Origin of the sequence: Bradyrhizobium sp. CCBAU 51627 (genome assembly GCF_028128765.1) — a bacterium.
Taxonomy (GTDB): domain Bacteria; phylum Pseudomonadota; class Alphaproteobacteria; order Rhizobiales; family Xanthobacteraceae; genus Bradyrhizobium.
In genome coordinates this window covers 1-26,413 of the sequence record NZ_LBJG01000024.1, presented here as the reverse complement: position 1 = coordinate 26,413, position 26,413 = coordinate 1, and the positions used below count along the sequence as shown (strand labels likewise).

Here is a 26,413-nt window from a genome sequence, read left to right as displayed (position 1 = left end):
TGGCAGATTGAAATTACAATGGGGGGTCTTGCTTGCGCGGGGCTGATGGTTGCTGGCGATGCACAACTTGATGCGCTTCGTCATTTCACGTCATCTTGGGTTGGCAGAACGAGCGCGCCTTGTCGGTCCATGCGCCGAAGCCGCTGGAAACGAGATGCGCGACGATGTGGCAGACGTAGCGCTTCTGCGCCGGCTGATTGTTGGGGCCGGCATTGTAGCGGGCCACCGCCATGGTCCAGCTCCCCTCGCGCTGCTTCAGCTCTTTCAGGAAGCGCGCGGCATAGTCGACGTTCTTGGCCGGATCGAACATCGCCCGCACCGATGGAAATTTGTCGCCGTGAAAATAATGGTTGATCTGCATGCAACCGAGATCGATCAGCTTGATGCCCTTGGCTCGCATCGCTTCGAAATTCGCGATCGCGTCATCCAGGTCCCTGGCGAACACGGTCTGTCCTTCGGCACCGAGCGCGTAGGGATAGAGCGCGCCGCGCCTGCCGGTCTCGGTGAGGCCGACGGCATAGAGAATGCCGAGCGGAATCCCGTGCTGCTGCGAGGCACGCGCCATCTCGCGCTCGCAGGAGCGCGCGGGGTCTGTCGTCGCCGCCGCGGCGGAGCCGGCGCTACAGATAAACAGGGCCGCGACGAATCTGCGGCGCCACGTCCTGATCATGGCGTGCCTCCTGGTTAAGCTGCTGTTCCTGCCGGGCTTGCCTGGCTCCGCCGTCCGACTGACCGGACGACGTGCCGGCGCCGCCGAACGCGCCTTGCGACTGGGATGATTGCTGTTGCTGGCCCGAGAGCTGCGGTTGCGACTGGCCGGATCCAGACTGGAAGCCGTCGAGCGAGCCATGCTGCACCGGCGCGACGTCGGCCACATAGCCTGCCGACTGCATCAGGTCGCGGATCTGGTCGCGCTGCTGATCCAGCATCGTGCTGGTGTCCTTGCGTTCGGCGGCCAGCTGAACCGAGACCTCGTTGCCGACGAGACGGAGGCGCATGGTGACATTGCCGAGATCAGGCGGCTCGAGATTGACGGTGAGGATCCTGAGCGGCTGATCCGGCGAATTGCTCTGGGCGCCCACGAGATCGGGTGAGGCGGATGCAGCGGGCGCGGGCGAACTTTTCAATTCCGACACTACCGCATTTGTGACCTGCTGGGTCGCGCTGAACTGCGCCACGGGAGGCAGATGCGTCTCCTGCTGAACCACCGTGACCTTGGTCGTCTCGGGCAGCGCGTCTCGGCCTGCGGACTTTGCCGCGCGCTCGACATTCGCTGCGACCGCTTCGAAGCCGGGCGTCACGGGTACGCCTTTCGGCTCGACGTCGCTTCCCTGCGGCATCGCCTGGCCGGCCTGCGCGTCCGCAGCCGGTTGCGGGCGCGACCCGGATGCATCGGTCCCGGAACGTGCGACGATCGACGGCATGACGGCGGATCTCGCGACATCTGCCGCCGTCGTGCTTGCGGTGCCAAGTACCTCGCGCTTCGTTGCGGAGGGACGTTCGTCCCGAGCCGATGTCTCCTTCTTCTCGGTCGACGGCTGGGGCGCCTGCATCGTCACGGCCGGCGCGACGGCGAGCTCCTGCCCCATGATCGTGGGAACGCTTGGCCGGTTCGGGACCTCCGCCTTTGCGGACTGATCAAGCGGATCCTGCTTGCCCGACGACTTGGTCTCTCCGGCGCGCCCGTGCGCCGACTCGTCCTTCGACGTGTCGCGCTCAGCAAGCTGGGCGAGGCGCGGGCGCACCGGAGCAACGGCCTTGGTGGTCGTGTCGCCGTGCTGATCGTCCAGGGCCCGCTTGGCCATGTTCGAAACGGTGTGGAGCAGATCGTGGAACGAGGAATCGTCGGTCGCTTTCGCCCCCGTCGTTGCCGATCCCTTCGTCGAGCGGGACACCCCGCGGGTTAGGGATTCGGCAAGACCCGCGAAAAGCTGTCCTGAGGTTCCACTAAGCTTGGTCATGGACGGCGATCCCTCGTGAGAAGCTCCAGTTCGCCGAGCTGCGTCCTGGCGCGCGCGAGCGTCGCGTCGGATGACGCAAGATCGATCCGCGCCGGCGTGAGTGGAGGTTTTTCGGCCGACGCGACCGCGGGCGGGGCTGTAATCGGCTTGCGGATGTCGAGTGCGAGCTGAAGGGTTGCGTTGAGGAGCAGGATGTCGCGCTCGGCCAGCTTCGATCTGTCGAGCGCCTTCAGCTCGGCAAAACCGCCGTCATACTCGTCGGTAAGTGCGCGGGATGCGCCCCGGTAGAAATGGGCGCGCTCGCGATCGGCCGTGGCATCGGCGCTGAGCGTCAGAGCACGCTCGCCCGCGAGTCTGACGACAGTGAGCTTGCCACGGATCAGCGCGCCGCGCGCAATCACCAGATAGAGCTTGACACGGCTGGCGCGATCGACCTGTTCGAGCAGCGCCGCGATCCGCGCAAAGCGACGATCATCCAGGGCAAGGCTTGATTGTGTCAGGCCCGTGGAGAACCGTTGCCAGAAGTCGCCGGCATAGACCGAGTTGTGATAGTGGCGAATATAGGCCAGCGTCAGGAACTCGAACTTGTCGAAATCCTCGGCCTGCCCGACCAGCAGGATCTCGCGCCGCAGCGCCGCCTCCTCGACCAGCGTGCCGGGCAACAGCAGGCGCGCGTCGTCGAGACGCTCGATCGCGAGCGAGGCCTCGGAACGAGCGAACAGCGCGCCCTGGACCAGCGCCACCTGCCCGCCCATGCCGGACGAGATCGTGCGCGGCTTGACGTCCTTGAGCAGGTCCCTCGCCTCGTCCTGACGACCCTCGACATAAGCCAGCGCGCCGTCGAACAGCCGCGCATCGACATTGATCTTGTCGCGCGGCAGCCTGCGGACGATCTGCGGCGCGCCGCCCGAAAGCAGATAGATCACAACCGCCTGGCCGTTCTGCGGATTGCTCCACAGACTGGGATCGGCGGCAAGAAATTTTTCCCCGATCTGCCGGATCAGCGCGATGTGGCTGCCATGTGCCGCGGTATCGCCATTGGCGATGCCGTCTTGCACGGTCTGCAGCGCGCGGACGAGCTCATACGGCTGGCCGGACGGCGGCGGCGCGGCTTCAGCCGATGCGCGCGTCGCCGCAAGCGACAACACCATCAGCAGCGCGGCACGGAGCAACGACTTGATCAAGGGCGCTTCTCCCGGATCAGGATCTCGATCCGCCGATTCTGCGCGGCTGCCGGATCGTTCGGAAGTTTCGGCCGCCTGTCGGCATAGCCTTCGACATGTTCGATCCGCTGCGCATCGATGCCGGAGCGAACGAGCATATAATACGCCATCTGCGCGCGCGCGGTGGACAGCCGCCAATTGTCGTAGTTCTCCGATTTGTATGGACGATTGTCGGTGTGCCCCCGGACGATGATCAAGCCGCGACGCTTCGCGATAATCGGACCGATCTTGTCGATGACGCGGACCAGCTCGGGCCGCGGCTCGGCCGAACCGACCGCGAACATGCCGAAGCTTGCATCGTCGGTCAGGCTCACCAGCAGCCCCTCCTCGACCTGGCGAATCTCGGCCACCGGCCCGGCTCCGGCCTTGATATCCGACAGCGCATCGGCAATCGCGGACTGAAGCTGCTTGACGGTCGGCTGCTGGGTCTGGGCGGTGTCGCGCGGCTCGGGCTCCTTCGGCGAATCGGAGGGACGCGCCTGCGGTGTCGCGTTGGCCTTGAGATTGGCCTGCGTGTTCGGCTGAACGCGGCCATCGCGCGCAGCCGATGATGGCGCCGGTCCCGGCGGCAGCAGCGGCGACATGCTCGTGGACGACGCCTGCGCGTCGGGAGCCACGCTGCCGCCGGCATCATCAGTCCTGCCGCGGCGCGGCTCGCCCTGATTTGTATCCGCCGGGTTGTCACGCGCGGAAGCGGTCGGCTTCGGCTCGCCGTCCATGATCCGGTCGGCTTCCTTCGAAGCCTCGGGCGCGAGTTTCCAATAGCCGGGATCGAACGGGTCGCGATAGGCATCGCCGCCCTTGAGGCCGTCTTCTTCGACGGACGTCAGCGCACCGGCGCGCCGCTGGCCGGAAGCCTGGTTCGAGCTCGCCGCGATTTCGGCCAGCGTCGCGTAGGGATCGCGGAACAACACCTTCTCTTCATAGAAAGGCGGCTTCTCTGCCGTCGGCGAGTCGCCGCGACGCTCTTCGTTCGGCCCCGCTGGCTGACGCTTGCCGTCCTGACCGTCGAACGTCGTCGGCTCCTTCTTGGTAAGATCCTTCAGACCCTTCGGCGCGGGCGCGTTCTCGGCGAGCTTGATCGGGTTGAAGTAGCTCGCGACCACCTGTTTCTGGTCCTGGTTGAGCGCGTTGAGCAGCCACATCACCAGGAAGAACGCCATCATCGCGGTCATGAAGTCCGCATAGGCGATCTTCCAGACGCCGCCGTGCGCCTTCTCGTCCTCAAAGGCGCTCCGCCGACGAATGATGACGAGCTCGTGCTTGACCTCCTCCATGGTGAAGCTACCGGCGCGCCTCTTTCAACCGATCCATCCAGGTCGAGATCTGCGTCTCGATCGTGGTCTGATCGGCGAGGACGCGAACCTCGACGGTGTCGGCGGACTGATACTCGACACCGGTGCGGCCGGCGCGATTGAGTTGCGTCCTGACGAGATCGATGAGCTCGCCCGGGCCGGTGACGCGGAACGCCGGCACGGGAGAATTCGAAGTCAGCGCCGAGATCTGCTCGACCAGGGATCCGATCGCCTTGTCGCGAACCGCCTCAGCGAGGAACGGCAGCAAGATCCGCGCAACCGAGCTCGCGATGTTGCTCTCGATCTCCCGACAGGCTGCGTCAAAGCCGTTGACGATCGCGACCGCCTGCTGGTCGGACCATTTGGCCCGTTCCTCGCCGAGCCGGATCGCGCTGCGGACCCGCTCCTCGGCGAGCTTGGCTTCGCCTTCCGCAAGGCCGGCGGCATGGCCACGGCGATAGGCCTCGTCGAGGAGATTGGCCGATGCAGCTTCCGCCGGCGCCGGCTGAAGCTGCGACTGCGCTTGGCGCTCCTGACGCTGCGGTTGATGTTGCGGCGGCAATTGCGGCTCGCGCCGGATTTCCTTCCTTGCCAGAACGTCCTGGATCTTCAGTGGCGGAGGCGGCGGCGACTTGGCCCGACCGTTGGCGTCGAATTGCGTCAGGAGCTTTCCAATTGCCGCGTTCATGCCGCCTCCTCGCGTCGCATCCAGTCTTTAAGGATTGCCGCCGCCTGCATCTGATCGAGGCGAACGATCTGCTCCAGCCGCTTCTGCGGCGTGCGTTGCATCTTGCCTTCGAGATCCTCGACGAGATTGAGCTCGGGATCCTGGCTGTCCGCCAATGCGAGCGCCGCCGCAGAGTCGAGTTCAGCAGCCTCCATTGCCTCGGTCTGCTCCTGCTGCGCGCGATGGGTCAGGATGCCGTTGACCGCGGGGCGAAGCCCGAACCAGACCAGCATCGAGGCGACCGCCAGGATCGTCACCGCGTTGATGACGCTGCCGAGCTGCTTGTTCATCATCTCGACGAAACTGATCGGCGGCACCGGCGCGAGATCGCGCGAGCCCTCGACGAAGTCGACCGCGGTCACCTGGATCTGGTCGCCGCGCGTCTTGTCCAGACCACCGGCGGTCGCCGCGAGCTGGCTGATCTCGGCGAGCTTGCTATCGACGATCGCCTGGTTGGTTTTGTCGCCGAGGTCGGCGACGAGCCTTGCGCGATTGACCAGCACGGCGATGAAGAGCTTCTTGACCGAGTAACCGTCACTTACGGTCGTCGTGGTCTTGGACGAGACCTCGAAATTTGTGACGTCCTCGCGGCGCGTCTTGTCCTCGCTGGAGTTCTTGGTGCCGCCGGCATTGACCTGCTGATCGGGCAGGTTCTGCTGCACCGTGGTTGGCGTCGAGCGATCTGCATTCGATGACTTCTCGTTTTCGCGGACGTTGCGAACGGAGCGCTCGGCGCGGGTCTCCGGATCGTAAACGGTCTCGTTGATCTGCCGCTTGTCGGTCGAGAGCTGCGGTGCGACGCTGACCTCGAAATTGTCCAGGCCCAGATAGGGCGTCAACGCCTTGCGGATATTTTCCTGTACCATGCCGCCGACGGTCTTCTGGAGGCTCGCCATCCTGGTCGGCGCAGCGCTGGCCTCGTCTTCCTCGGCCAGCAGCATCGAGCCGTCGGCATCGAGCACGGTGACCTTGTCGCGTGTCATGCCGGGAATGGCGGCCGCGACGAGATGGCGGATCGACTGCGCCGTGCGCGCCTCGATCGCGCCGTCGGTGCGCAGCACGACCGATGCGGAGGGCGGCTGCTGCGTGGCGCGGAACGAGCCACGCACTGGCATCACGATATGGACCCGTGCCGCCTTGACGCCCTTCATCAGCTGAACGGTGCGCGCGATCTCCCCTTCGAGCGCGCGAAGCTTCGTCACCTCCTGCATGAAGGAGGTCAGCCCGAGCGACCCGATCTTGTCGAACAGCTCGTAGCCGGAATTGGCGCTGGTCGGCAGGCCCTTCTCGGCCAGAAGCATTCGCGCCTGGCTGGTCTGGCTCGGACGCACGGAGACTGTATCACCGGCCGCGTTCACGTCGAACGCGATATTCTGCTCGCGCAGCGCAGCACCAATGCGTGTCACGTCTTCGCGGGTCAGGCCGGTATAGAGAGATTCGAATTCAGGCCGGCTCAGATAATAGGCACCCCCGACCACGGTGACGAGGACCGCGAAGCCAATCAATCCCAGGGCCATCAGACGTCGCGGCCCAAGTTCCAGCAGATTGTTGAGCAGCTGCTGTAGCTGCGCGCGACTGAGCATGTGACCTCGTACCAATGCGAATGGTCAGGACACTCCGCCGCCAACCTTGTCTGAAGGTTGCGCGCAAACAGGAATGTGTCAGTTCGCAGGCAGGGCGTTGCAAATTTTGCGGGAATCGTGGCTGCCGCCAGCGGTCCAACGGCAACAAGCGGGCGCGCTCACTGCCGCGCGAAGCACGCATAGCAAGAAGTCAGGATCAGGAGGCCAATGGCGGGCACATCATGTGCCGTTACATCCGCCGGTCACGGCGAGACCGTGCTCCCGAGGGAGCACGGTCGTGTTTAATGCCGAAAGCTTACTTGAACAGCGAGAGGATGCTCTGGCTGTTCTGGTTGGCGATCGAGAGCGCCTGAACGCCGAGCTGCTGCTGGGTCTGAAGCGCCTGAAGGCGGGTGGATTCCGCGTTCATGTCGGCGTCGACGAGCTGGCCGACACCGCGGGTCACGGAGTCCATCAAGGTCTTGACGAAGTCGGTGTTGGTCGCGATGCGGTTCTTGACGGCACCGAGGTCAGCGGCGGCCGACGCCACCGAGTTGATCGCAGTGGTGAGCTGCGTGATGTAGCCGGTGAGCGTGGTCTGGTCGGCCGCCGAGTCGGTCAGCGTGCTGATGTCGATCGTGTCGACCGACGCACCACCGCTGACCTTGTCCAGGATACCGCCCTGGGACGAGGTATAGAGCGAGTAATTGGCAATCGTCAGGGTGATGGCGCCGATGGTGGGCGTGCCACCAACGCGGGAGAACGACGACACCAGATCGAAAGTCGCCGGCGTCGCCGTCGTCGTGCTCAGCCAGTTCACGCCGTTGAAGGTTGCCGCCGAGGCAGTAGCCTTCATCTGCTGCTGGATCTGGGTGATGTCGGCCTGGATCTTGGTGCGGTCGATACCGGCGGTCTTGGCTTCGACCAGCAGCGACTGCAGCTTGGTGAGACCGCCGCTGCTGTCGCCAACAACCGCGGTGAGAGCGGTGTATTCGGTATCGACGGTCGCGGCCGACAGACCGAGCGAGTCGGAGACGGCGGAGAGCGCGGCGTTGTCGGCGCGCATCGAAGTCGCGATCGACCAGTAGGCGGCGTTGTCCGAAGCGGTGGCGACGCGCTGGCCGGTCGAGATCCGGTTTTCGGTGGTCTGGAGGTTGGAGCTGACGTTGCGCAGGGTCTGCAGCGCGGTCATTGCAGCGGAGTTGGTGAGAAGGCTTGAACTCATGTTTGACGTCCCCTTGAAAACGAATTGAATGTGTTGGGACATACCGGGCTTGCACCGGTACGACAGGGCGGCATCATGCCTTTGGGCTGCGGAGAAGCGCGCTCAACCTGCCGTAACGGCGGCGATAGCACGCGAAGTTTGTGCGAAGCTTGTGGCTCAGTGACGGACCACAGCCAAGCGAGCGAATTCGAGGCGCCGAGCCAGGATCTTGGCGCACAGTCAACGCAGAGCAAAATGAAAAGGGCCGCGCTTCTCGCGAAGCGCGGCCCCCTCAGATGGTTTTCAGGCTTAGCGGAACAGCGACAGGATGCTCTGGCTGTTCTGGTTGGCGATCGAGAGCGCCTGAACGCCGAGCTGCTGCTGGGTCTGAAGCGCCTGGAGGCGGGTGGATTCCGCGTTCATGTCGGCATCGACGAGCTGACCGACACCACGATTCACGGAGTCCATCAAGGTCTTGACGAAGTCGGTGTTGGTCGCGATGCGGTTCTTGACGGCACCGAGGTCGGCGGCGGCCGACGCCACCGAGTTGATCGCAGCGGTGACCTGCGTGATGTAGCCGGTGAGCGTGGTCTGGTCGGCCGCCGAGTCAGTCAGCGTGCTGATGTCGATCGTGTCGACCGAAGCACCACCGCTGACCTTGTCCAGGATACCGCCCTGGGACGAGGTATAGAGCGAGTAGTTGGCAATCGTCAGGGTGATGGAGCCGATGGTGGGCGTGCCACCAACGCGGGAGAACGACGACACCAGGTCGAAGGTCGCCGGCGTCGCCGTCGTCGTACTCAGCCAGTTCACGCCGTTGAAGGTTGCCGCACCGGCGGTACCCTTCATCTGCTGCTGGATCTGGGTAATGTCGGCCTGGATCTTGGTGCGGTCGATACCGGCGGTCTTGGCTTCGACCAGCAGCGCCTGCAGCTTGGTGAGACCGCCGGTGCTGTCACCGACAACGGAGGTCAGAGCGGTATATTCGGTATCGACGGTCGCGGCCGACAGACCGAGCGAGTCGGAGACGGCGGAGAGCGCGGCGTTGTCGGCGCGCATCGAGGTCGCGATCGACCAGTAGGCAGCGTTGTCCGAAGCGGTGGCGACGCGCTGGCCGGTCGAAATCCGGTTTTCGGTGGTCTGGAGGCTGGAGCTGACGTTGCGCAGGGTCTGCAGCGCGGTCATTGCAGCGGAGTTGGTGAGAAGGCTTGAACCCATTTTGATGTCCCTTTGAAGATCGATTTGATTTGGGGACATACCGGACTTGCACCGGTACGACAGGGCGGCGTCATGCCTTTGGGCTGCGGGAAAACCGGTTAGGGCCCAACCTGTCGTACGGCGACCGTAACGCGCGAAGCTTGTGCGAGGCTTGTGGCTCTGTGCCTTGATTGCAACAGGGCCACGCAATTTGCGGCGTTCGCGCGACGCCACGTCAAACGAAAGGGCCGCGCTTCTCGCGAAGCGCGGCCCCCTCAGATGGTTTTCAGGCTTAGCGGAACAGCGACAGGATGCTCTGGCTGCTGCTGTTGGCGATCGAGAGCGCCTGAACGCCGAGCTGTTGCTGGACCTGGAGGGCCGACAGGCGGGTGGACTCCTGGTTCATGTCGGCGTCGACGAGCTGGCCGATACCGCGGCTCACCGAGTCCATCAGCGACTTCACGAAGTCCGTATTGGTCGAGATACGGTTCTTGACGGCGCCGAGATCGGCTGCGGCCGACGCCACCGAGTTGATCGCAGCGGTGACCTGCGTGATGTAGCCGGTGAGCGTCGTCTGGTCAGCCGCCGAGTCGGTCAGCGTGCTGATGTCGATCGTGTTGACCGACGCACCGCCGCTCACCTTGTCCAGGATGCCGCCCTGGGACGAGGTATAGAGCGAGTAGTTGGCAACGGTCAGGGTGATGGCACCTGTGGTCGGCGTGCTGCCGACGCGGGAATACGACGACACCAGGTCGACCGTCGTCGGGGTCGCCGTCGTGGTGCTGAGCCAGTTCACGCCGTTGAAGGTCGCCGCGGAAGCGGTCGCCTGCATCTGCTGCTGGATTTGGGTGATGTCCGCCTGGATCTTAGTGCGGTCGATACCGGCCGTCTTGGCTTCGACCAGCAGCGACTGCAGCTTGGTCAAACCGCCGTTGCTGTCACCGACGACCGAGGTCAAAGCGGTGTACTCGGTGTCGACGGTCGCGGCCGACAGACCGAGCGAGTCGGAGACGGCGGAGAGCGCGGCGTTGTCGGCGCGCATCGAGGTCGCGATCGACCAGTAGGCGGCGTTGTCCGAAGCGGTCGAGACGCGCTGGCCGGTGGAGATCCGGGTCTGGGTGGTGGCAAGTTGCGAACTCACAGACCGCAGGGTCTGGAGAGCGGTCATGGCAGTCGAGTTCGTAAGCAGGCTTGACATTGCGAATGTCCCTTTATGTACGCGTTACATTTTCACGAGGGGACATACCGGGCTTTCACCGGTACGACAGGGCGGCATCATGCCTTTGGACTGATATGGGTGGGGTCCAACCCGCCGTGCTGCATTGCTAGCACGCCGAATCTTGCTTCCGGCTTAATACGAGCTGGAATTGTATAGTAAAATCATATGGTTAACATCACTACTTGATAACCTTAACCAATCATTAGGGCGATGCTCTCTTACGAGAACGACCGCACCAGCCCGGAGGCGAGCAGATTCCAGCCGTCGATCAGCACGAAGAACAGCACCTTGAACGGCAATGCGAGGATCGACGGCGGCATCATCATCATGCCCATCGACATGGTCAGCGTCGCCACGATCATGTCGATGACGAGGAACGGCAGGATGATGAGGAATCCGATCTCGAACGAGCGCCGGAGCTCGGAGATCATGAAGGCCGGAATGATGATGCGCATGTCGATGCGCTTGTCGTCGAACTTCTTGCGGAAGCTTTCCGCTGCAAGCGACTCGAACGTCTGCAGGTCCTTGTCGCGGACATGTGCCAGCATGAACTCTCGGAAGGGGTCGCTGATCCTCAGGTAGGCTTCCTCCTCCGAGATCTCGTTCTTCATCAGTGGCTGCACCCCGGTCTCCCAGGCGCGATCGAAAGTCGGCGCCATGACGTAGAAGGTCATGAACAGCGCGAGGCTGATCAGCACGAGGTTCGGAGGCGTCGTCTGAAGGCCGAGGCCGGCGCGCAGGAACGACAGCGCGACAGCGAAGCGCGTGAAGCTCGTCACCATGATGAGCAGCCCCGGTGCAACGGAGAGCACCGTCAGCAGCGCCATCAGCTGGATGATGCGGCCGCTGGTCGAGCCGTTGCCCGGCGGCAGCAGCGAATTGAGGTCCGGAATTTGGGCGAACGCCACCTCAGGCAGTACGACCAGCAGGAACGCGAGTAGCAGGACTCTCAATTTCACTGGATCACCAGCGTCTCAATGATCAATTCTCGGACCTTTCCGGACGAGCGGATGCTGGCGCGTTCGGACAGATCGTCGCGCAGATGCTGCAGCCCGCGCGTGCCCTCGAACTGCGTGACCGAGGCCGACCGCAGATAGGTGACGATGTCCTCGCTGATATGAGCGGCCAGGATGCCGGCATCCTCGTCGCTCATGCTGTCCGTCACCATGGAGGCCTCGACCCGCGCCCAGTTGTTGGCTGGCGCTGCAAGATTGGTCACGATCGGCGACAGCTTCCTGAGCCGTGCGCTGCCGGCGTAGCTCGACGCGATCGGCGGCGGTGTGGCGCCTTTCCTCGCGTCGGCGACGCGTTCGGCGGCGGCGAACAGGTGCAGGCCTGCAAGCGCGCCCGCGCCGATCGCGACCAGAGTCAGCACGACGATGGCTGCAATCAGGCGCATGACGCCCCCTGCTCGCACGGCGCGCCAGCCTCAGAACGGTGCCACGGCATCATAGATCCGATGTCCCCATCCCGGCTGCTGCACGTCAGACAGATTTCCGCGACCGCCGTACGACACGCGCGCCTCGGCGATCTTTTCGTAGGAGATCGTATTGCCTCGCGAGATGTCGCGCGGACGCACGATGCCGCCGACGTTGAGCACGCGCATTTCCGTGTTGACCTTGAATTCCTGCGAGCCGCTGATCATCATGTTTCCGTTCGGCAACACGTCGGTGACGATGGCGGCGATCGAGAGCTTGATGTCTTCGGCGCGGTCGATCTGGCCGTTGCCTTTGATCTGGGTATTGGTCGAGAGGTTGGCGTTGGCTTGGCCTGTGTCGCTCCATCCGGCGACATTCATCAGCCAGTCGAGCCCGAACTTGATCTGCGAATCGCGCGAACGACCGGTCTTGTTGTCGAGCTTCGCCTTGTCCTGCATCGAGATGATCACCGTCACGACGTCGCCGGTGTGCCGGGCGCGCGGATCGCGGTACAGATCGGTGCCGTCGTCCCAGGTCGAGCGATAGCTCACGGGCGTGCGGATGCGTGGCGTTACCGGAATCGGATCGGCTTGCGACCGCAAGCCGCTACCGACGGGAGACACCTGCGGGCCGGTCAGGATCTCGGCGGGATCGTGCGAGCATCCGGCAAGAAGCACGAGCGACAGGATGAGGATCGGCTTCTTCATTCACTTGGTCTTTCCGTCGTCCACGCGACGCATTCCACCGAGCAGATCGGCGAGATGGGCGGCACGTGACGTTTCCATCTCATTGAAGATCGCGCTCGAGCTCCTGGGGCTGAGCTTTGCGAGCACCGCGGCGGCGGTCTCGTCCGCCATTCCGGCGATCTGGGTAGCGGCCGCGTCCGGCTTCATGCGCGAATAGATCTCGACGACGCTCGCCTCGGCCTTCTTCAGGAAGTCGTCGCGCAGCGCCATCCATTTCTCGTATTCGGCCCGCTTGGCCTCGACTTCGGCGATCCGCTCCCGCAGCTGGCTCTCGGCCTTTTCCAGCTCTTTCAATTGCCAGGCGAGCCTGGCATCGACGGCGGGATCGGCCACGTTGCTGCAGAACAGCGCAACCTCGTTGTCGGTGGGCGCGACCGCTTGCGCGGGCGCCGGCCTCGGCGGCGCCGCGACACTGCCGGGCTTCGCCGGACGCGTCGGCACGGGCGCGGGAGCCGCTGCAGGCGGCGGTGCTTCCGACGCCGGCACGGCGCCGGTGATCGCGCCCCCCGTATCCTCGGCCACCCAGGCCGTTGCCCGTGTGTTATCGCCCGGAGCCGGTGCGTGCGGCTTCTGCGGCCCGGGCGCGCGGGCGCGTGCGAAGGAAAGCAAATTGAGCGGCCTCGATGGCTTCGGCTCGTCCAGCGCCAGCGCCGGCGATCCGGCCGCGAGCGCGAACGTCGCGACGAGGAGAAGGAGTTGCGCTTTGTGATCCAGCTTCAGCATCGGGTGGCGTGCGATTCTCGGTCGAGACCAGAGCATTGAGCGACCAAGCTTGCACGACGCTTATGCATCATTGCACGATGACTTCAGCCTGCAACGCGCCAGCTGTCTTGATCGCCTGAAGGATCGCGATGATGCCGGACGGCTTCAGTCCGATCTGATTCAACCCGCGCACGAGGCGCTGGAGATCGACGCCGCTCAGGATCGCCACCTGCGATCCGGCTTCGTTGGCCTCGACGACCGTCTGGGGCACGACGACCGTCTGGCCCTGCGAGAACGGCGCCGGTTGCGACACCACGGGCAGCTCGGTGACGCGGACCGTCAGATTGCCATGCGTGACGGCGACGGTCGAAATCCGCACGTCGCGTCCGATCACCACGGTGCCGGTGCGTTCGTTGATCACCACTCGCGCCGGTGTGTCGGGTTCGACGGTCAGCTCCCCGATCTCGGCGAGGAAGCGGACCGGACCGACATAGCGCGGCTTGGACAGCACGATGGTTCGGTAGTCACGCTCGAAGGCGATCTGGGAACGATAGCGGCCGCCCGCATAGCGATTGACGGCATCCAGGATTCGCGTCGCGGTGACGAAGTCGGGGTTCTTCAGCTCCAGCACCAGGAATTCCATTTCATGGAGGCTTCCCTGCATCTCGCGCTCGACCAGCGCGCCATTCGGAATGCGGCCCGCCGTCGGCGTGCCCTGACTGAGGTTCTGGGCCTGGCCCCCGACGCTGTAACCGGCGACGGTGACCGCGCCCTGCGCCACCGCGTAGACCGCGCCGTCGGCGGCGCGCAGCGACGTCATCACCAGCGTGCCGCCGAGCAGCGACGTTGCATCTCCGAGCGACGACACCGTCACGTCCATCCGTTCGCCCGGCCCGATCGACGGCAACAGATCCGCGGTCACCATCACGGCCGCGACGTTGCGCGTGCGCAGAGTCGTCGGGCGTGGCGGATTGGTGGTGCTGGTGGTCTCGTTCCGAACATTGATGCCCATGTTTTCGAGCATCGACTGGAGGGACTGTTCCGTGAACGGTGCGTTACGCAGGGTGTCGCCGGTACCGTTGAGACCGATGACCAGGCCGTAACCCACGATCTGGTTTTCACGCAGCCCTTTGATATCAGCGATGTCCTTGATGCGGACGGCGGCCTGGGCGCTGGCGGCGGAAAGAATGAGGACGAGCGCGAGCAGGAGTCTGGTCATGACCCATCCGCGACCTTGACAGTGCCGTCCGCCTGGACGATCGCCCTGATGATCACACCCGTGTCGGTGTTCCGCACGGTGATGAGCGAGCCCGGCGCACCGGATTGCATGGCTGCGCCGTAGGTCACGATTGACAGGCCCGAGTCTTCGACGACGACCTTGACCGTGGCGCCACGGGCGATGGTCCAGGGATCTTCCACCGAATTGGTCGGGATCGGCTGCCCCGGCAGCAGCGCGCGCCGCGCCATGCGGCCAACCAAGGCCTGACGGCCTTCGACGAACAGGGCGACACCGAGCACGTTCGGCGCAAAGCTACGCTCCGTGATCATGTCGTTCTTGATCAGCTCGCCGGCACGGATCGCCACCGCCGGCACGGGAAGCCGCCGCTCGTCTGCCGCGGCAAGCCGCGCGGAGACGAGTACCAGCAGCGCGGCGGCCAACCCGCGTGCGATCAGGCCCACCCAGTTCAACATCGACACACCGGAACTAGCGACTGAGATTCTTCGATACCGTCTGCGCCATGTCGTCCGACGCCTGGATCACCTTGGCATTCATCTCGTAGGCGCGCTGGGCGGAGATCAACTCGGTGATTTCCTTGACCGGATCGACGTTCGAGGCTTCGAGATATTGCTGATTGATCTTGCCGTAGCCGGCGTCGCCGGGGAGACCGACGACCGGCGTGCCTGACGCCGTGGTTTCGCGATAGAGGTTGCTGCCCAGCGGCTCGAGGCCGGCTTCGTTGGCGAAATTGGCAAGGTTGAGCTGGCCGATCTGCCGCGGATTGATTTCCGTGTCGAGCTTGGCGAACACCTGGCCGGTCTGGTTGACGGTGACCTGCACCGTTCCCTGCGGGACGGTGATGGCGGGATCCAGCAGGTAGCCATCCATGGTCACCAGCTGGCCGTTGGCGTTGGTATTGAACGAGCCCGCACGGGTATACTGCACCTCGTTGTTCGGGCCGAGCACCTGGAACCAGCCACGGCCGTTGATCGCCAGGTCGTACGGATTACCGGTCTGCGTGAGCGCGCCCTGGATGTGCAGCTTGCGGATCGCGGCCGACTTGACGCCGAGGCCGAGATTGGCGCCTTCCGGGATCGGCGAGGAGCCGTTGACGTTCGCGACGCCCTGCATGCGATCCATCTGATAGAACAGATCGGTGAACTCCGCACGCGCGCGCTTGAACGACGTGGTGTTGATGTTGGCGATGTTGTTCGCGATGACCTCGATATTGGTCTGCTGGGCATTCATGCCCGTAGCCGCGATGGCGAGCGATTTCACGATCGTCACTCCTTCAGATCAAATCGACATACGAACGACTTCTTGGTACGCCTGCACGACCTTGTCGCGGACCGCGACCGCCGTCTGCAAGGCCTGCTCGGCAGACATCAGCGCTTCGACGACCTTTCGTGTCGATTCCTTGCCCTGCATCGCCGAGATCGAGGCCGCCTCACCCGCCTTCAGCGTTCCGATCGCATCGGTGGTCACCTGCTTCATCACGGAATCGAAGCCGAGGTCGTTGGCTGATTGAACCGCGGACGTGGCTGTCGGCGCTATGGACTGTGTTTCAGTGGCCCGGGAGGCCGCCTGCCCTGCGGTGATCGCGGTGGACGAAATTGCCTCAAGCATTGTCAGCTCCTCAGGAGATCGATCGTCATGCCGAGCATCGACCGCACCTGCTTCACGACCTGGAGATTCGCTTCATACGACCGGTTGACCTCTCGCATGTCCGCCATCTCGATCATCATGTTGACGTTGGGCATCTTGACGTAGCCGGCCTTGTCCGCCGCGGGGTGCCCCGGATCGTACTCGACGCGATAGGGCGTGGTGTCGACCCCGATCTCCTTGACCTTCGCCAGCTGCGTGCCCGAAGCGCGATCCATCGCGGCATCGAAGGTAATCGTCTTGCGCTGATACGGATCCGCGCCAGGCGTGCGTCCGGTCGAGCTCGCATTGGCAAGGTTTTCCGAGACGATACGCATGCGGGTCGATTGTGCTTCGAGCCCGGAGCTCGCGACCGTCAATGAGGCCGATAGAGCGTCAAGCATGTCAGGTCACCTCAGGTCTTCGCACCGGTCATAATCATGCGATTGAACGACCGCACGATCGCCGAATTCATCGAATAGTCGCGATTGACGTCGCTGCCCTTGATCATCTCCTGCTCGAGGCTGACGGAGTTGCCGGAGTGGACGACGTCCCAGCTATCCTTCTTCGCGGTTGCGTGCGTATCGGTTTCCGCCGGAGACAGCTGCATATGCGCGGGCGACGTCGTCGCGAGCCGGACCGGCATTCCATCGAGCACCTTGTTGAACGGCTCGACGTCGCGCGCCTTGAAGCCCGGCGTATTGGCATTGGCGACGTTGGTGGCGATGGTCGACTGGCGAAGCTCGAGCCAGCGCGCTTGCGACGATGCGAGTTCGAAAAGATAAAGCGGTCCCACGACGGCCCCATTATGGTTCATTGCAAAGAACCCTAGGGCGTTAAGCTTTCGTCAAGCTGTTGCGCCAAGCATCATCCTCGGAAATCTACCGGACCTTCTCGGGCCGCGGCGCCTGCTTCGACTGCAGGAAGTAGATGATCTCGGCGACAGGGCGGAAAAATTCGGCCGGGATCACCTGATCGACCTGCACCGCCTCGTAGAGCGCGCGTGCGAGCGCCTTGTTCTCGATCACCGGGATCTTGTTCTGCTCGGCGACTTCGCGGATTTTAAGCGCGACCAGATCCATGCCCTTGGCCACCACGAGCGGTGCGGGATTCTCTTCGCGCTGGTAGCGCAGCGCGATCGCGAAATGCGTCGGGTTGGCGATCACCAGCGTCGCGCGTGCTGCGGATGCGATCATGCGCTGGCGGGAGCGGTCGCGCGCCAGCGAACGCAGGCGCGCCTTGATCAACGGATCGCCCTCGGCCTGCTTGTGCTCGTCCTTGATCTCCTGCTTGGTCATGCGCAGCTCGCGACGCCAATGGAAGCGTGCCCAGGCAAGGTCGATCGCGACCAGCACGATCGTCGCGATGCAGATCGCCGATACGATCCGCATCGCAATGGTGAGGATCATCTCGGGCAGCGCAACCGGATCGGTGTACATCGCCTCGAACGCTCTCGCCTCCGAGGATCGCAGCACGAAACAGACGACCGATGTCACCGAGGCAAGCTTGAACAGCGATTTGGCGAACTCCACGAGGCCTTGCGTGCCGAAGATGCGGCTCCAGCCACTGACGGGTGAGAGCCGGGAGAAATCCGGCATGATGCGGTCCAGCACCAGACGGGGTGCATTCTGCAGCAGCGAGGCTGCCAGCCCGAACACCGCCAGGATCACGACCAGCGGCACCAGGAACCGCAAGGCCTCGAGGCCCACTGCTGTGAGCAGGTTCTGCGCATCCGCAGCAGTCCTGAGGCGAAAGCCGCCGGGATCATCGAGGAAGCCCATCAAGGTCGGCGTCAGCTGCTGTACGCCCTGCCCGATCAAGAACGCCTGAATGACCATCAGTGCCGCCATGGATGCGAACATGGACGCCTCCCGAGAGACCGGAATCTTGCCCTGTTCGAGCGCATCGCGGACTTTCTTCTCGGTCGGCTCTTCTGTTTTGCTCTCCTGGTCGGATGTCTCTGCCATGCCGGTTCAGCGGTCAGCGGAAGACCAGCTCATCCTCCTGCTCGGGATTGAGCTCGATTTCACCTTTTTCGGCGAGGTCGAGCGCGAGGTCGGTGATCACGCGGCGCGCCTCCAGCACGTCGCGCTGGTTCGACGGCTCGCCGATCGCGAGCTCGTGCTCGACGACGCGACGGACGCGCGAGGCGACCGACGACAGGATCAGCTCCCGGAACTGCTTGTCGGTCCCCTTCAGCGCCACCACGATGCGGTCGGTCGGCACCTGATCGAAGATCATGGTACGTGCCTTCGGCGTCAGGTTGACGACATCATCGAAGGTGAACAGCAGTTCCTTCAGCACTTCGGCCGACTTCGGCCGCTTTTCCGACAGGCTCTTCAGCATATCCTCGATATGGCCGCGCTCCATCTTGTTGATGATATCGGCGACGCGGGCATAGGTGTCGGCCCCCAGGTTGCGGGCGAAATTGAGCGTCAGGTCTTCGTGCAGCGTCTTCTCCAGCACCTTCATCGCATCGTCCACGATCGGCTTGAGGCTGAGCACGCGCCGCATCAGCTCGTTGCGCAGGCTCGACGGCAACTGGCTCATCACCTTGGCCGCGCAGGACGGCTTGACCTTGGACAGGATCAGCGCCGCTGTCTGCGGGTGCTCCTTGGAGAGGTAGGTCGCCAGCGAGTTTTCCGACACCGACGAGACGCGGTCCCACACCGAGCGGCTCGAATTGCCGAGCAGGTCCGACATGATCGCAGTGACCTGGTCGGCCGGAAGCACATCGCCAAGCACGGCTTCGAGGCCGCCGATCGTACCGAGAATATTCGCGCCCATCGAGAACTGCTGGGCAAACTCCTCGACGATCGACTCCAGTTCCTGCGCCGTGATCGGCCGCAGCTCGGCTGCGGCCTTGGTGACGATGCGAATGTCTTGCGGCTCGAACTGCGCAAGCACGCTCGCGGCCGCCTGGCGGCCCATGGCCAGCAGCAGCGCCGCGACCTTTTCCGTTCCGCCCAGCGTGGCAACGCCTCGCTGTTTGATGGGAGCGATGCCGACCTGTGCCGCCATGGTCAGGAATCACCCTGCCCCAGGGGTCCGACGATCTCGGTCAGCGACACACCGAAGCGGGAATTGTCCTCTTCCACGACGACCACCTCGCCGCGGGCCACGACGCGGCCGTTGACCACGACATCGACGGGCTCGCCGACACGATGATCCAGCGGAACCACGGCACCGCGGCCGAGCTTCATCAAGTTCGCGACCGGGATCGTCGCCGACCCCAGCACCACCTGCATGGTGACGGGAATGCGAAGAATGGCATCGACATTGGCGAACTTGCCGGTCTCCTCGGCCGTGCGGGCGGCGATCTCCGCCAGCCGCTCCAGCGAAGACGTCTCGGCATCATCGGATGCGGTTGCAGACTCGTAGTCGAAGGATTGCGCCATTTGTTATCGCCTCTTGGTATTTCCGCTCCCGGAGCGTCGCGACGTTCCGTTCCGTCTCTTCAGCCGGTGCCGGCCCTAATGTTTATTGACCTCGGCGCCACTCGCCCTCGCCGCGGGCAGGAGACCACTGCGCGCGTCGAGCGCCGCGATCGCCTCGTGAGCCTGGTCGATCTTGGTGCTCAGCACGTTGGCGAGCCGGCCCAAATTTGCGGTGGAATCATGCGCCGCGTTGATCACCGTGTCGAAGGCGCCTGCGGTTTCGTGGACGATGGTCGAGAACTCGCCCTGATAGCTGCGCAGCCTCGCCAGCTCGCGGTGCATCCGGGTCACCCGCATGCTGGTGAAGGCCAGCGCAATCAACAACACCGCATCAACGAGATAGGATATCATCGACGAACTCCCGCTTCTGATCGACGGGATCTGCCACCTGCATGGCGTAGTAGCCATCGAGCTGGCCGATCTGGCACCAGAACAACACCTGGTTGTTGCTCTCCAGCCGCGCAAGCGTGCGCGGCGTCGCCTCGAGCTCCAGGACCTGCCCGACCCTGAACTTCACGACGTCCTCGAGGGAAATCATCTTCTCGTCCAGCACCGCGCTCAGCGTCACCTCGGTCCGGTTGACTTCGCTCTCCATCTGCTCGCGCCAGCGCGGATCGGCCGCGCCGCCCTCACTGACGACGACATGAGCCAGCTTCTGCCTGAGCGGGTTGAGCGCCGAGTGGGGAATGATCAGGAACATCTGGCCGCCGCGATAGAGCGCCTGCAACATGATATTCGCGCAGATCGACATGTTGCCGCTGCGCCCGATGGCCAGCGACGCCATCGCGGTCTCGACCCGTTCGACACGGAAGGTGACGTTGGATGTGCCCGCGAAAGCGGTTTGCAGCGCCTTGGCGAACCGCTCGAACAGCGCCTGAACCAGACGGATCTCGATATTGGAGAACGCACGCTCGACGTCGAGCGGCGGCTCGGCACCGTCGGAGCCGAACATCGCCTCGACCATGGTGAACACGAAGTCGCGGTCGAGCACGATGATGACGCGGGAGTCCCACTGCTCGGCGTAGAGCACGGCAGCGACCGCATTGCCCTCATAGTCCTTGATGATGTCGCCGACGCGGTCGTTGGTGATGCCGTTGACCGAGAAGTAGCAGGGCGTGCCGGCCATCGGCTGCAAGCTGTCCGTGCACGATGCCGCCATGCGATCGAAGATCACATTGAGCATCGGCATGCGTTCGATCGAGATGCCCGCCGCGTCCAGCAGATAGTTCGGCAGCTGCTTTCGCTGATCGACCTCGACGTCTTCCATCGTCATGCGCGTGCAGCCTTGGGTTCAGCCTCGGTAACGACGGCCTTGGGACCTGCGATGGTCTCGTTCTCGACAACGTCGATCGACGGCCGCTCGCCGCTTGCGATCATCTTGCGGCCGTGCTCGACGGCGATCTGCGGCATCGCGCCGTTCATGAACGCCAGGAGCGTTTGCTTGACGATGATGTAGGGCCGGCACTTCTTCTCGCGCGTCATTTTGATCTTCAGCGCGAAGGGGGAAATGATTCCGTATGACAGGAAGATGCCGGCGAAGGTGCCGACCAGCGCCGCACCGATGAAGCCGCCGAGCAGCTTCGGCGACTGATCGAGCGCACCCATGGCTTTGATGACACCGAGCACGGCGGCGACAATACCGAGCGCCGGCAGCGCCTCTGAAACCGTCACCAGCGAATGATACGGCGTCAGCTTGCTCTTCACGATGGTATGAATCTCCTCATCCATCAGCGCTTCGATCTCGTGCGTTCGCGCGTTGCCCATGATGATGAGGCGGACATAGTCGCAGATGAACTGGAGCAGCGCGGGATCGCCGAGCACGCTCGGAAACGCTTTGAAGATCTCCGATGACGAAGGATCGTCGATATGCGCCTCGACCTCGTTGCGGCCCTTGCCGCGCAGCTCGCGCATCAGGGCGTGAAGCGCTCCGAGCAGATCGAGATAATAGCGCTCACCCGGCACCGCGCCGGTGATGGCCTGCATGCAGGCGACCCCGGTATCCACGACCGTTTTCCAGGGATTGGCCACGATGAAGGTGCCGACCGCCGTGCCCATGATGATCACGAATTCCCACGGCTGCATGAGCACGGCCAGATGGCCGCCCATGGCGGCAAATCCGCCGAGCAGTGCCACCACCGTGATGAAAATCCCCACGAAACTGAGCAACCCGCCACTCCATCGCCGATCCCACCGGCAATATCTAGTGGGCGAGCCTTGCGTGAAGCTGGCTTGGGGATCGACAGCCCCGCGCAAGCAATTCGCGGCAGCTTGGACGAGGTCGCAACGACGGCCAAAGGGGCGCGTGCCATGCTATCGACCATCGCGGACTACACCAGAATAACGAGCAATATGGGCAAGTCGATGACCCAGGTCGCGACTGAGCCGGATGTCAGCCGCGAGACCGACTACTTCCTGAGCCATATCGGCAACGTGAAGACGATCGACGACTTCCTGGCGGACTACCGGCTCTACTCCTATGCAATGAAGGCCTACGGCCTCAGCGACATGACCTACGCCAAGGCCTTCATGCGGAAGGTCCTGACCGAAGGTGTCTCGAGCAAGGACGCCTTCGCCAACAAGCTGAGCGACTCCCGCTACCGCGAGTTCGCCACGGCTTTCAATTTCGCGGCGAACGGCGCCAACGCAACCTCCACCACCGCGGCGACCACCGGCACGGCCACCCAATACGTCACGCAGACGATGGAGCAGAACGCCGGCGACCAGAACGAGGGCCTGCGGCTCGCGCTCTATTTCACCCGCAAGGCCTCCTCGATCACCAATGCCTACCAGATCCTCGCCGACAAGGCCCTGACCCAGGTGGTGCAGACCGCGCTTGGCTGGTCGTCGACCGTCAGCTCGGGTGACATCGATTCCCAGGCCAAGATGATCACGAAGAACATCGATCTCGCCGATTTCAAGGACCCGGCCAAGGTCACCAAATTCGTGCAGCGTTTCGCGGCGATGTGGGATGCGACCCAGGCCCAGAGTGACACCTCGACCAATCCCGCATTGGTCCTGATCACCGGCGCGTCGGCAGGGTCGGCCAGCATGGACACCAATATGCTCACGACACTTCAGAACATCAAGTTCAACAGGTAAGCCATGCAATCGGCTCTTTACGTGGGATTGTCGGCGCAGGTCGCGATCGAGAAGCGTCTCCAGACGATCGCCAACAACGTCGCCAACGTCAACACATCGGGCTTTCGCACCGACGTGGTGAAATTCGAGACGGTGCTCTCGAAGGCTGCCGCGAACCCGGTCGCGTTCTCCTCGCCCGGCGAGAACATCATCTCGCGCGAGCAGGGCAACATCACCGAGACCGGCAACCCACTCGACGTCGCCGTGGTCGGACAGGGCTGGATCGCCTTCGCCGGTCCCAACGGCACGGTCTATACCCGCGACGGCCGGCTCCAGATCGCCCCCAATGGCGACCTTCAGACGGTGTCGGGCTTCCCGGTCATCGACTCCGGCGGCGCGCAGCTCACGCTCGATCCGAACGGCGGTCCGGTCTCGATCTCGCGTAGCGGTGCGATCACCCAGGACAACAACGAGATCGGCACCATCGGCCTGTTCAACATTCCCCCCGACGCCAGTCTCGATCGCTACGGCAATTCCGGCGTCACGCCCGACCGGCCCGCCACCGCCATTGCCGATTTCAGCCGGGACGGGTTCAAGCAGGGTTATGTCGAGGGCTCCGGCGCCAATCCGATGATGGAATTGACGAAGCTGATGTCGGCCTCGCGCGCTTTCGACAGCACAAACTCGCTGATCGACGGCACGGAGAGCACGCTCCGGAATGCAATTCAGACGCTGGGCGATCCCAGCAAGTAGACTGCGCGTCGCGCGTAATTTGGGTGGACGGTTTCCTTGAACGCTCTTCGCCAACTTGAATGGGCGCTGCTCGAACTTCAGCAGAGTACGCCACTGGCAAGCATCAGCGGCGCAATCTCCGAGATCGCGCCGACGCATTTCCGCGTCTCCGGCCTGTCGCGTTCGGTCAAGCTCGGCGAGCTGATCGGCGTCAACTCCGCCGGCAAGCCCCAGATCGGCGAGGTGGTGCGGATCGACAGCGACGGCATCGTCGCCAAGCCGTTCGATCGGCAATTCGCCGGCGGGCTCGGCTCGGTCGCCTATCGCATGCCGGCCTTGTCGTTCGCGCCGGATCCGAGCTGGAAGGGCCGCGTCATCAACGCGCTCGGCGCACCACTGGATGGAATGGGCCCTCTCACGCCGGGCTCGCGGGCCGTTTCGGCCGAGACGGAGGCACCGCCGGCCATGAGGCGGGCGCGCGTTCACAAGCCGCTGCGCACCGGCGTCCGCGTCATCGACCTGTTCGCCCCGATCTGCGCCGGCCAGCGCGTCGGCATCTTCGCCGGCTCTGGTGTCGGCAAATCGACGCTGCTCGCGATGCTCGCCCGCAGCCAGGGCTTTGACACCGTGGTGCTCGCGCTGGTCGGCGAGCGCGGCCGTGAGGTGCGCGAATTCATCGAGGACGTGTTCGGCAACGACCGCAACCGCGCGGTCACCATCGTGTCGACGGGCGATGAAAGCCCGATGATGCGCCGGCTGGCACCGAAGACCGCGATGGCGGTGGCCGAATATTTCCGCGACCGCGGCGAATCGGTGCTGCTCGTGGTCGATTCGATCACCCGCTTCGCCCACGCCGCCCGCGAGGTCGCACTCGCGGCCGGCGAGCCCGCGGTCGCGCGCGGCTACGCCCCGACTGTTTTCACGGACCTTCCGCGTCTGCTGGAGCGCGCCGGGCCCGGCGAGGAGGGATCCGGGACCATCACCGGCATCTTCTCCGTGCTGGTCGACGGCGACGACCACAACGAGCCGATCGCCGACACCATCCGCAGCACGCTGGACGGGCATATCGTGCTCTCCCGGCACATTGCCGACCAGACGCGCTATCCCGCCGTGGACGTGCTGGCCTCGGTCTCCCGCCTCGCCCACAACGTCTGGGACCCCGAAGAACGCGAGCTGGTGAGCAAATTGCGCACCCTGATCGCCAAATACGAGGACACGCGCGACCTCCGCCTGATGGGCGGATACCAGTCGGGGCGTGATTCGGGGCTCGACCAGGCCATCGACATGGTCCCGCGAATCTACAACGCGATGCGGCAAGACGCCTCCGCTCCGCCGAGCGCCGATCCGTTCCGCGAGCTCAGGGACATGCTCAAGGGCGACTAGCGGCAGGAACGAGGAGCGCGGCGAGCCGGCGTGAGCGGGCATCGTCGCGTATGACGGATGCATGTCATCACCGCGCGTGAGCGGCGCACGCGTTGGATTGTCCCCAATGTTCGCGACGCCGATCTCAGCCATTCGGGTGAGGCGCCCCGCATCGGACGCAAGCCGACGTGTGCGCGATAGCCGGGCACGACATCGCAACAACCTCCGCGTGCAATCCTTGCGAGTTCTCCTGCCGTATTCCAGGCGCCTCTGACAGCAGAACGTGGAAGTTGTGGATGAATTCGTGATCCACTCGCCCGTCGTGCACAAGCTTTGCTCAGGTTGCATCAACACGAACAGCAATATCCGTGCAATCAGGCAAGCGTAGAACTACGTGCATGCCGGCTTTTAGGCATGGCGTTCACCATCACGTGTCCCGAAGAGGGCGATTGCCTTGAACTTTACATTCCGCTGCAACGACACCCGGACTGCATGACTGTCTTGACTTGATTTTGTTGAGAAGCTCATTCATCGTTTCGATCGAACATAAGAAACGTCTGCGTGTGTTTTGAACTCAGGGGCTTCGGTTGAACCACTCCGATCCATCGTCCAGCAGTGACGGCAGCTCGGGCTTTCGTTCAACGGCTCTGCGGTTGGCACGCCGTCGGTCTCGTTTCTCGCGCAGACTCCTGCGACGCTCATTTGTCCAAGTCGAATGCCTTGCAGTCCAAGCCTTCGTGCTGAAGCCGGGCACGAAGCACGCGTTGGACATCGCTGAGCATCCGGCATCTCGTGAGACCCTGGTGGGCCACGGCGGAAAGCGGCTTCGGGATGCCGCACACGCGATTCCCGGAGCGAGGTAGGAATTCATGTCGTCGGCACGCGAAGCAGTCGAGCTGCTGGTCCAGGCGGCCCGAGCTTGGTATTTCGAAGGCAATCAGCACGGGTTGCGCGATCGGGAGTGGATGGCACTGCGCTTTCTCGGGCGCGCCAATCGCTTCTCGCGCACACCGTCGGCGCTCGCCGGATTCATCGGCGCGACGAGGGCAACTGCGTCGCAGATCGTCAAGACGCTGGAGAGCAAGTCCTTCCTGGTGCGCAAACCGTCGCAGGAGGACAAGCGCTCCGTCGTGCTGCACGTCACGCCGCAGGGTGAGAAATGCCTGAGCCAGCACGATCCGATCAATCATGTGGTCAATGCGGTCAATTCGCTCGGCACCGAGGAGTGCATCAGGTTGCGCGACTCGCTTCGCGAGATTCTCAACCATCTCGATGCAGCCCATCAGCGGCTCGATGCCAGCATCTGCCGCGATTGCATGTTCCTGGCCGAGCGCAGCCCGGGTACGGGCAAGGCACGCACCGCCGCCGAATTCACGTGCCGGCTGTACCGCGCCCCCGTCTCGCTCGAGGAGACGGAGCTGCTCTGCACGAGCTTCGAGCGCACCCGCGACCGTCCCAAGATCGAGGAGCATTTCGATCGCGCGCGCGTGGCAAGCCAGGGTTGAGGCGGCTCGTTACGACCTGTGCCTGACGTTTCCTTCCCTTCGTCATTGCGAGCGCAGCAACACCTCGCGGGCGATGACAGCGAGTGGGCAGGCGCAGACGCGCCTTCGCAGCCTCGCGGCTCAATTCGCCCGAGCTTTGCTTGATCTCGCCGCCCTCTGATCCAAGAGGGCGCAGGGAAGACCGG

Annotated in this window: 29 protein-coding genes; 4 read left to right on the top strand and 25 right to left on the bottom strand. The window is 63.9% G+C overall.

The features are described from left to right. Positions 1-85: 85 nt before the first annotated feature. The 25 genes from XH88_RS15085 to motA form a co-directional block, all read right to left on the bottom strand. The gene (locus XH88_RS15085; protein WP_271669096.1) at positions 86-670 is read right to left on the bottom strand and encodes a transglycosylase SLT domain-containing protein; all 585 of its coding nucleotides are present in this window, start codon (positions 668-670) and stop codon (positions 86-88) included. Then, positions 621-1,961 (bottom strand): flagellar hook-length control protein FliK, encoded by a 1,341-nt coding sequence (gene fliK / locus XH88_RS15080; protein WP_271669095.1) that lies wholly within the window; start codon positions 1,959-1,961, stop codon positions 621-623. Before fliK ends, XH88_RS15085 begins: the two co-directional genes overlap by 50 nt. Further along, positions 1,958-3,145 carry a chemotaxis protein gene (locus tag XH88_RS15075; protein ID WP_271669094.1) on the bottom strand — a complete coding sequence of 396 codons (1,188 nt, stop codon included), beginning with the start codon at positions 3,143-3,145 and terminating at the stop codon, positions 1,958-1,960. The genes fliK and XH88_RS15075 overlap by 4 nt, the downstream gene beginning before the upstream one ends. Continuing rightward, the gene (locus XH88_RS15070) at positions 3,142-4,461 is read right to left on the bottom strand and encodes a MotB family protein (RefSeq protein ID WP_271669093.1); all 1,320 of its coding nucleotides are present in this window, start codon (positions 4,459-4,461) and stop codon (positions 3,142-3,144) included. The genes XH88_RS15075 and XH88_RS15070 overlap by 4 nt, the downstream gene beginning before the upstream one ends. A gap of 7 nt (positions 4,462-4,468) precedes the next feature. Continuing rightward, on the bottom strand, positions 4,469-5,167 hold the full coding sequence (locus XH88_RS15065; protein ID WP_271669092.1) for a hypothetical protein: 699 nt from the start codon (positions 5,165-5,167) through the stop codon (positions 4,469-4,471). Next, on the bottom strand, positions 5,164-6,789 hold the full coding sequence (gene fliF, locus XH88_RS15060) for a flagellar basal-body MS-ring/collar protein FliF (RefSeq protein ID WP_271669091.1): 1,626 nt from the start codon (positions 6,787-6,789) through the stop codon (positions 5,164-5,166). Before fliF ends, XH88_RS15065 begins: the two co-directional genes overlap by 4 nt. A 295-nt stretch (positions 6,790-7,084) precedes the next feature. Beyond that, the gene (locus XH88_RS15055) at positions 7,085-7,993 is read right to left on the bottom strand and encodes a flagellin N-terminal helical domain-containing protein (RefSeq protein ID WP_271669090.1); all 909 of its coding nucleotides are present in this window, start codon (positions 7,991-7,993) and stop codon (positions 7,085-7,087) included. Between the two features lie 288 nt (positions 7,994-8,281). Continuing rightward, a complete protein-coding gene (locus tag XH88_RS15050) occupies positions 8,282-9,190 on the bottom strand; it encodes a flagellin N-terminal helical domain-containing protein (protein ID WP_271669089.1) in 909 nt (302 codons plus the stop codon). Positions 9,191-9,461: 271 nt separating this feature from the next. After that, complete coding sequence (locus XH88_RS15045) at positions 9,462-10,367, bottom strand: flagellin N-terminal helical domain-containing protein (protein ID WP_271669088.1); 906 nt, start codon at positions 10,365-10,367, stop codon at positions 9,462-9,464. 239 nt (positions 10,368-10,606) lie between these two features. Beyond that, a complete protein-coding gene (fliP, locus tag XH88_RS15040; protein ID WP_271669087.1) occupies positions 10,607-11,347 on the bottom strand; it encodes a flagellar type III secretion system pore protein FliP in 741 nt (246 codons plus the stop codon). Beyond that, positions 11,344-11,787 (bottom strand): flagellar basal body-associated FliL family protein, encoded by a 444-nt coding sequence (locus XH88_RS15035; protein ID WP_271669086.1) that lies wholly within the window; start codon positions 11,785-11,787, stop codon positions 11,344-11,346. The genes fliP and XH88_RS15035 overlap by 4 nt, the downstream gene beginning before the upstream one ends. 30 nt (positions 11,788-11,817) lie before the next feature. Further along, complete coding sequence (gene flgH, locus XH88_RS15030; protein ID WP_271669085.1) at positions 11,818-12,513, bottom strand: flagellar basal body L-ring protein FlgH; 696 nt, start codon at positions 12,511-12,513, stop codon at positions 11,818-11,820. Beyond that, positions 12,514-13,275 (bottom strand): MotE family protein, encoded by a 762-nt coding sequence (locus tag XH88_RS15025; protein WP_271669084.1) that lies wholly within the window; start codon positions 13,273-13,275, stop codon positions 12,514-12,516. A gap of 67 nt (positions 13,276-13,342) precedes the next feature. Continuing rightward, on the bottom strand, positions 13,343-14,473 hold the full coding sequence (gene flgI / locus XH88_RS15020; RefSeq protein ID WP_271669083.1) for a flagellar basal body P-ring protein FlgI: 1,131 nt from the start codon (positions 14,471-14,473) through the stop codon (positions 13,343-13,345). Further along, positions 14,470-14,946: a flagellar basal body P-ring formation chaperone FlgA gene (gene flgA, locus XH88_RS15015; protein WP_271669082.1), complete on the bottom strand. Its 477-nt coding sequence runs from the start codon at positions 14,944-14,946 to the stop codon at positions 14,470-14,472. Before flgA ends, flgI begins: the two co-directional genes overlap by 4 nt. A 13-nt stretch (positions 14,947-14,959) precedes the next feature. Continuing rightward, entirely contained in the window at positions 14,960-15,751 is a 792-nt protein-coding gene (gene flgG / locus XH88_RS15010) for a flagellar basal-body rod protein FlgG (RefSeq protein WP_209958573.1), read from the bottom strand. A gap of 18 nt (positions 15,752-15,769) precedes the next feature. Continuing rightward, positions 15,770-16,099 carry a flagellar hook-basal body complex protein FliE gene (locus XH88_RS15005; protein ID WP_271669081.1) on the bottom strand — a complete coding sequence of 110 codons (330 nt, stop codon included), beginning with the start codon at positions 16,097-16,099 and terminating at the stop codon, positions 15,770-15,772. Positions 16,100-16,101: 2 nt separating this feature from the next. Beyond that, the gene (gene flgC / locus XH88_RS15000; protein ID WP_271669080.1) at positions 16,102-16,518 is read right to left on the bottom strand and encodes a flagellar basal body rod protein FlgC; all 417 of its coding nucleotides are present in this window, start codon (positions 16,516-16,518) and stop codon (positions 16,102-16,104) included. An 11-nt stretch (positions 16,519-16,529) separates the two neighbouring features. Then, positions 16,530-16,931 (bottom strand): flagellar basal body rod protein FlgB, encoded by a 402-nt coding sequence (gene flgB, locus XH88_RS14995; RefSeq protein WP_271669079.1) that lies wholly within the window; start codon positions 16,929-16,931, stop codon positions 16,530-16,532. 64 nt (positions 16,932-16,995) lie between these two features. Continuing rightward, the gene (gene flhB / locus XH88_RS14990; protein ID WP_271669078.1) at positions 16,996-18,081 is read right to left on the bottom strand and encodes a flagellar biosynthesis protein FlhB; all 1,086 of its coding nucleotides are present in this window, start codon (positions 18,079-18,081) and stop codon (positions 16,996-16,998) included. Between the two features lie 13 nt (positions 18,082-18,094). Beyond that, entirely contained in the window at positions 18,095-19,135 is a 1,041-nt protein-coding gene (locus tag XH88_RS14985; protein WP_271669077.1) for a flagellar motor switch protein FliG, read from the bottom strand. A 2-nt stretch (positions 19,136-19,137) separates the two neighbouring features. After that, entirely contained in the window at positions 19,138-19,512 is a 375-nt protein-coding gene (fliN, locus tag XH88_RS14980; protein WP_209958583.1) for a flagellar motor switch protein FliN, read from the bottom strand. Positions 19,513-19,587: 75 nt separating this feature from the next. Further along, positions 19,588-19,902 (bottom strand): hypothetical protein, encoded by a 315-nt coding sequence (locus XH88_RS14975; protein WP_271669076.1) that lies wholly within the window; start codon positions 19,900-19,902, stop codon positions 19,588-19,590. Then, a complete protein-coding gene (locus tag XH88_RS14970) occupies positions 19,883-20,824 on the bottom strand; it encodes a flagellar motor switch protein FliM (protein ID WP_271669075.1) in 942 nt (313 codons plus the stop codon). Before XH88_RS14970 ends, XH88_RS14975 begins: the two co-directional genes overlap by 20 nt. Next, positions 20,821-21,717 carry a flagellar motor stator protein MotA gene (gene motA / locus XH88_RS14965; RefSeq protein WP_271669074.1) on the bottom strand — a complete coding sequence of 299 codons (897 nt, stop codon included), beginning with the start codon at positions 21,715-21,717 and terminating at the stop codon, positions 20,821-20,823. Before motA ends, XH88_RS14970 begins: the two co-directional genes overlap by 4 nt. Before the next feature lie 141 nt (positions 21,718-21,858). Between motA and XH88_RS14960 the strand changes: the two genes are divergently transcribed. From XH88_RS14960 to XH88_RS14945, 4 genes are all read left to right on the top strand, one after another. After that, positions 21,859-22,650 carry a DUF1217 domain-containing protein gene (locus tag XH88_RS14960; RefSeq protein ID WP_271669073.1) on the top strand — a complete coding sequence of 264 codons (792 nt, stop codon included), beginning with the start codon at positions 21,859-21,861 and terminating at the stop codon, positions 22,648-22,650. Between the two features lie 3 nt (positions 22,651-22,653). Next, positions 22,654-23,382, top strand: a complete 729-nt coding sequence (flgF, locus tag XH88_RS14955; protein ID WP_271669072.1) for a flagellar basal-body rod protein FlgF — start codon at positions 22,654-22,656, stop codon at positions 23,380-23,382. 36 nt (positions 23,383-23,418) lie between these two features. Then, complete coding sequence (gene fliI / locus XH88_RS14950) at positions 23,419-24,744, top strand: flagellar protein export ATPase FliI (RefSeq protein WP_271669071.1); 1,326 nt, start codon at positions 23,419-23,421, stop codon at positions 24,742-24,744. An 848-nt stretch (positions 24,745-25,592) separates the two neighbouring features. Then, positions 25,593-26,228, top strand: a complete 636-nt coding sequence (locus XH88_RS14945; RefSeq protein ID WP_271669070.1) for a MarR family winged helix-turn-helix transcriptional regulator — start codon at positions 25,593-25,595, stop codon at positions 26,226-26,228. Positions 26,229-26,413: the final 185 nt, after the last annotated feature.

Excerpts from the sequence above, each read along its gene's own strand:
- XH88_RS15085 (WP_271669096.1), bottom strand. The coding sequence starts at position 670 with ATGATCAGGACGTGGCGCCGCAGATTCGTCGCGGCCCTGTTTATCTGT.
- fliK (WP_271669095.1), bottom strand. The coding sequence starts at position 1,961 with ATGACCAAGCTTAGTGGAACCTCAGGACAGCTTTTCGCGGGTCTTGCC.
- XH88_RS15070 (WP_271669093.1), bottom strand. The coding sequence starts at position 4,461 with ATGGAGGAGGTCAAGCACGAGCTCGTCATCATTCGTCGGCGGAGCGCC.
- XH88_RS15065 (WP_271669092.1), bottom strand. The coding sequence starts at position 5,167 with ATGAACGCGGCAATTGGAAAGCTCCTGACGCAATTCGACGCCAACGGT.
- fliF (WP_271669091.1), bottom strand. The coding sequence starts at position 6,789 with ATGCTCAGTCGCGCGCAGCTACAGCAGCTGCTCAACAATCTGCTGGAA.
- XH88_RS15055 (WP_271669090.1), bottom strand. The coding sequence starts at position 7,993 with ATGAGTTCAAGCCTTCTCACCAACTCCGCTGCAATGACCGCGCTGCAG.
- XH88_RS15050 (WP_271669089.1), bottom strand. The coding sequence starts at position 9,190 with ATGGGTTCAAGCCTTCTCACCAACTCCGCTGCAATGACCGCGCTGCAG.
- XH88_RS15045 (WP_271669088.1), bottom strand. The coding sequence starts at position 10,367 with ATGTCAAGCCTGCTTACGAACTCGACTGCCATGACCGCTCTCCAGACC.
- XH88_RS15035 (WP_271669086.1), bottom strand. The coding sequence starts at position 11,787 with ATGCGCCTGATTGCAGCCATCGTCGTGCTGACTCTGGTCGCGATCGGC.
- flgH (WP_271669085.1), bottom strand. The coding sequence starts at position 12,513 with ATGAAGAAGCCGATCCTCATCCTGTCGCTCGTGCTTCTTGCCGGATGC.
- XH88_RS15025 (WP_271669084.1), bottom strand. The coding sequence starts at position 13,275 with ATGCTGAAGCTGGATCACAAAGCGCAACTCCTTCTCCTCGTCGCGACG.
- flgI (WP_271669083.1), bottom strand. The coding sequence starts at position 14,473 with ATGACCAGACTCCTGCTCGCGCTCGTCCTCATTCTTTCCGCCGCCAGC.
- flgA (WP_271669082.1), bottom strand. The coding sequence starts at position 14,946 with ATGTTGAACTGGGTGGGCCTGATCGCACGCGGGTTGGCCGCCGCGCTG.
- XH88_RS15005 (WP_271669081.1), bottom strand. The coding sequence starts at position 16,099 with ATGCTTGAGGCAATTTCGTCCACCGCGATCACCGCAGGGCAGGCGGCC.
- flgC (WP_271669080.1), bottom strand. The coding sequence starts at position 16,518 with ATGCTTGACGCTCTATCGGCCTCATTGACGGTCGCGAGCTCCGGGCTC.
- flgB (WP_271669079.1), bottom strand. The coding sequence starts at position 16,931 with ATGAACCATAATGGGGCCGTCGTGGGACCGCTTTATCTTTTCGAACTC.
- flhB (WP_271669078.1), bottom strand. The coding sequence starts at position 18,081 with ATGGCAGAGACATCCGACCAGGAGAGCAAAACAGAAGAGCCGACCGAG.
- XH88_RS14985 (WP_271669077.1), bottom strand. The coding sequence starts at position 19,135 with ATGGCGGCACAGGTCGGCATCGCTCCCATCAAACAGCGAGGCGTTGCC.
- fliN (WP_209958583.1), bottom strand. The coding sequence starts at position 19,512 with ATGGCGCAATCCTTCGACTACGAGTCTGCAACCGCATCCGATGATGCC.
- XH88_RS14975 (WP_271669076.1), bottom strand. The coding sequence starts at position 19,902 with ATGATATCCTATCTCGTTGATGCGGTGTTGTTGATTGCGCTGGCCTTC.
- XH88_RS14970 (WP_271669075.1), bottom strand. The coding sequence starts at position 20,824 with ATGACGATGGAAGACGTCGAGGTCGATCAGCGAAAGCAGCTGCCGAAC.
- XH88_RS14960 (WP_271669073.1), top strand. The coding sequence starts at position 21,859 with ATGCTATCGACCATCGCGGACTACACCAGAATAACGAGCAATATGGGC.
- flgF (WP_271669072.1), top strand. The coding sequence starts at position 22,654 with ATGCAATCGGCTCTTTACGTGGGATTGTCGGCGCAGGTCGCGATCGAG.
- XH88_RS14945 (WP_271669070.1), top strand. The coding sequence starts at position 25,593 with ATGTCGTCGGCACGCGAAGCAGTCGAGCTGCTGGTCCAGGCGGCCCGA.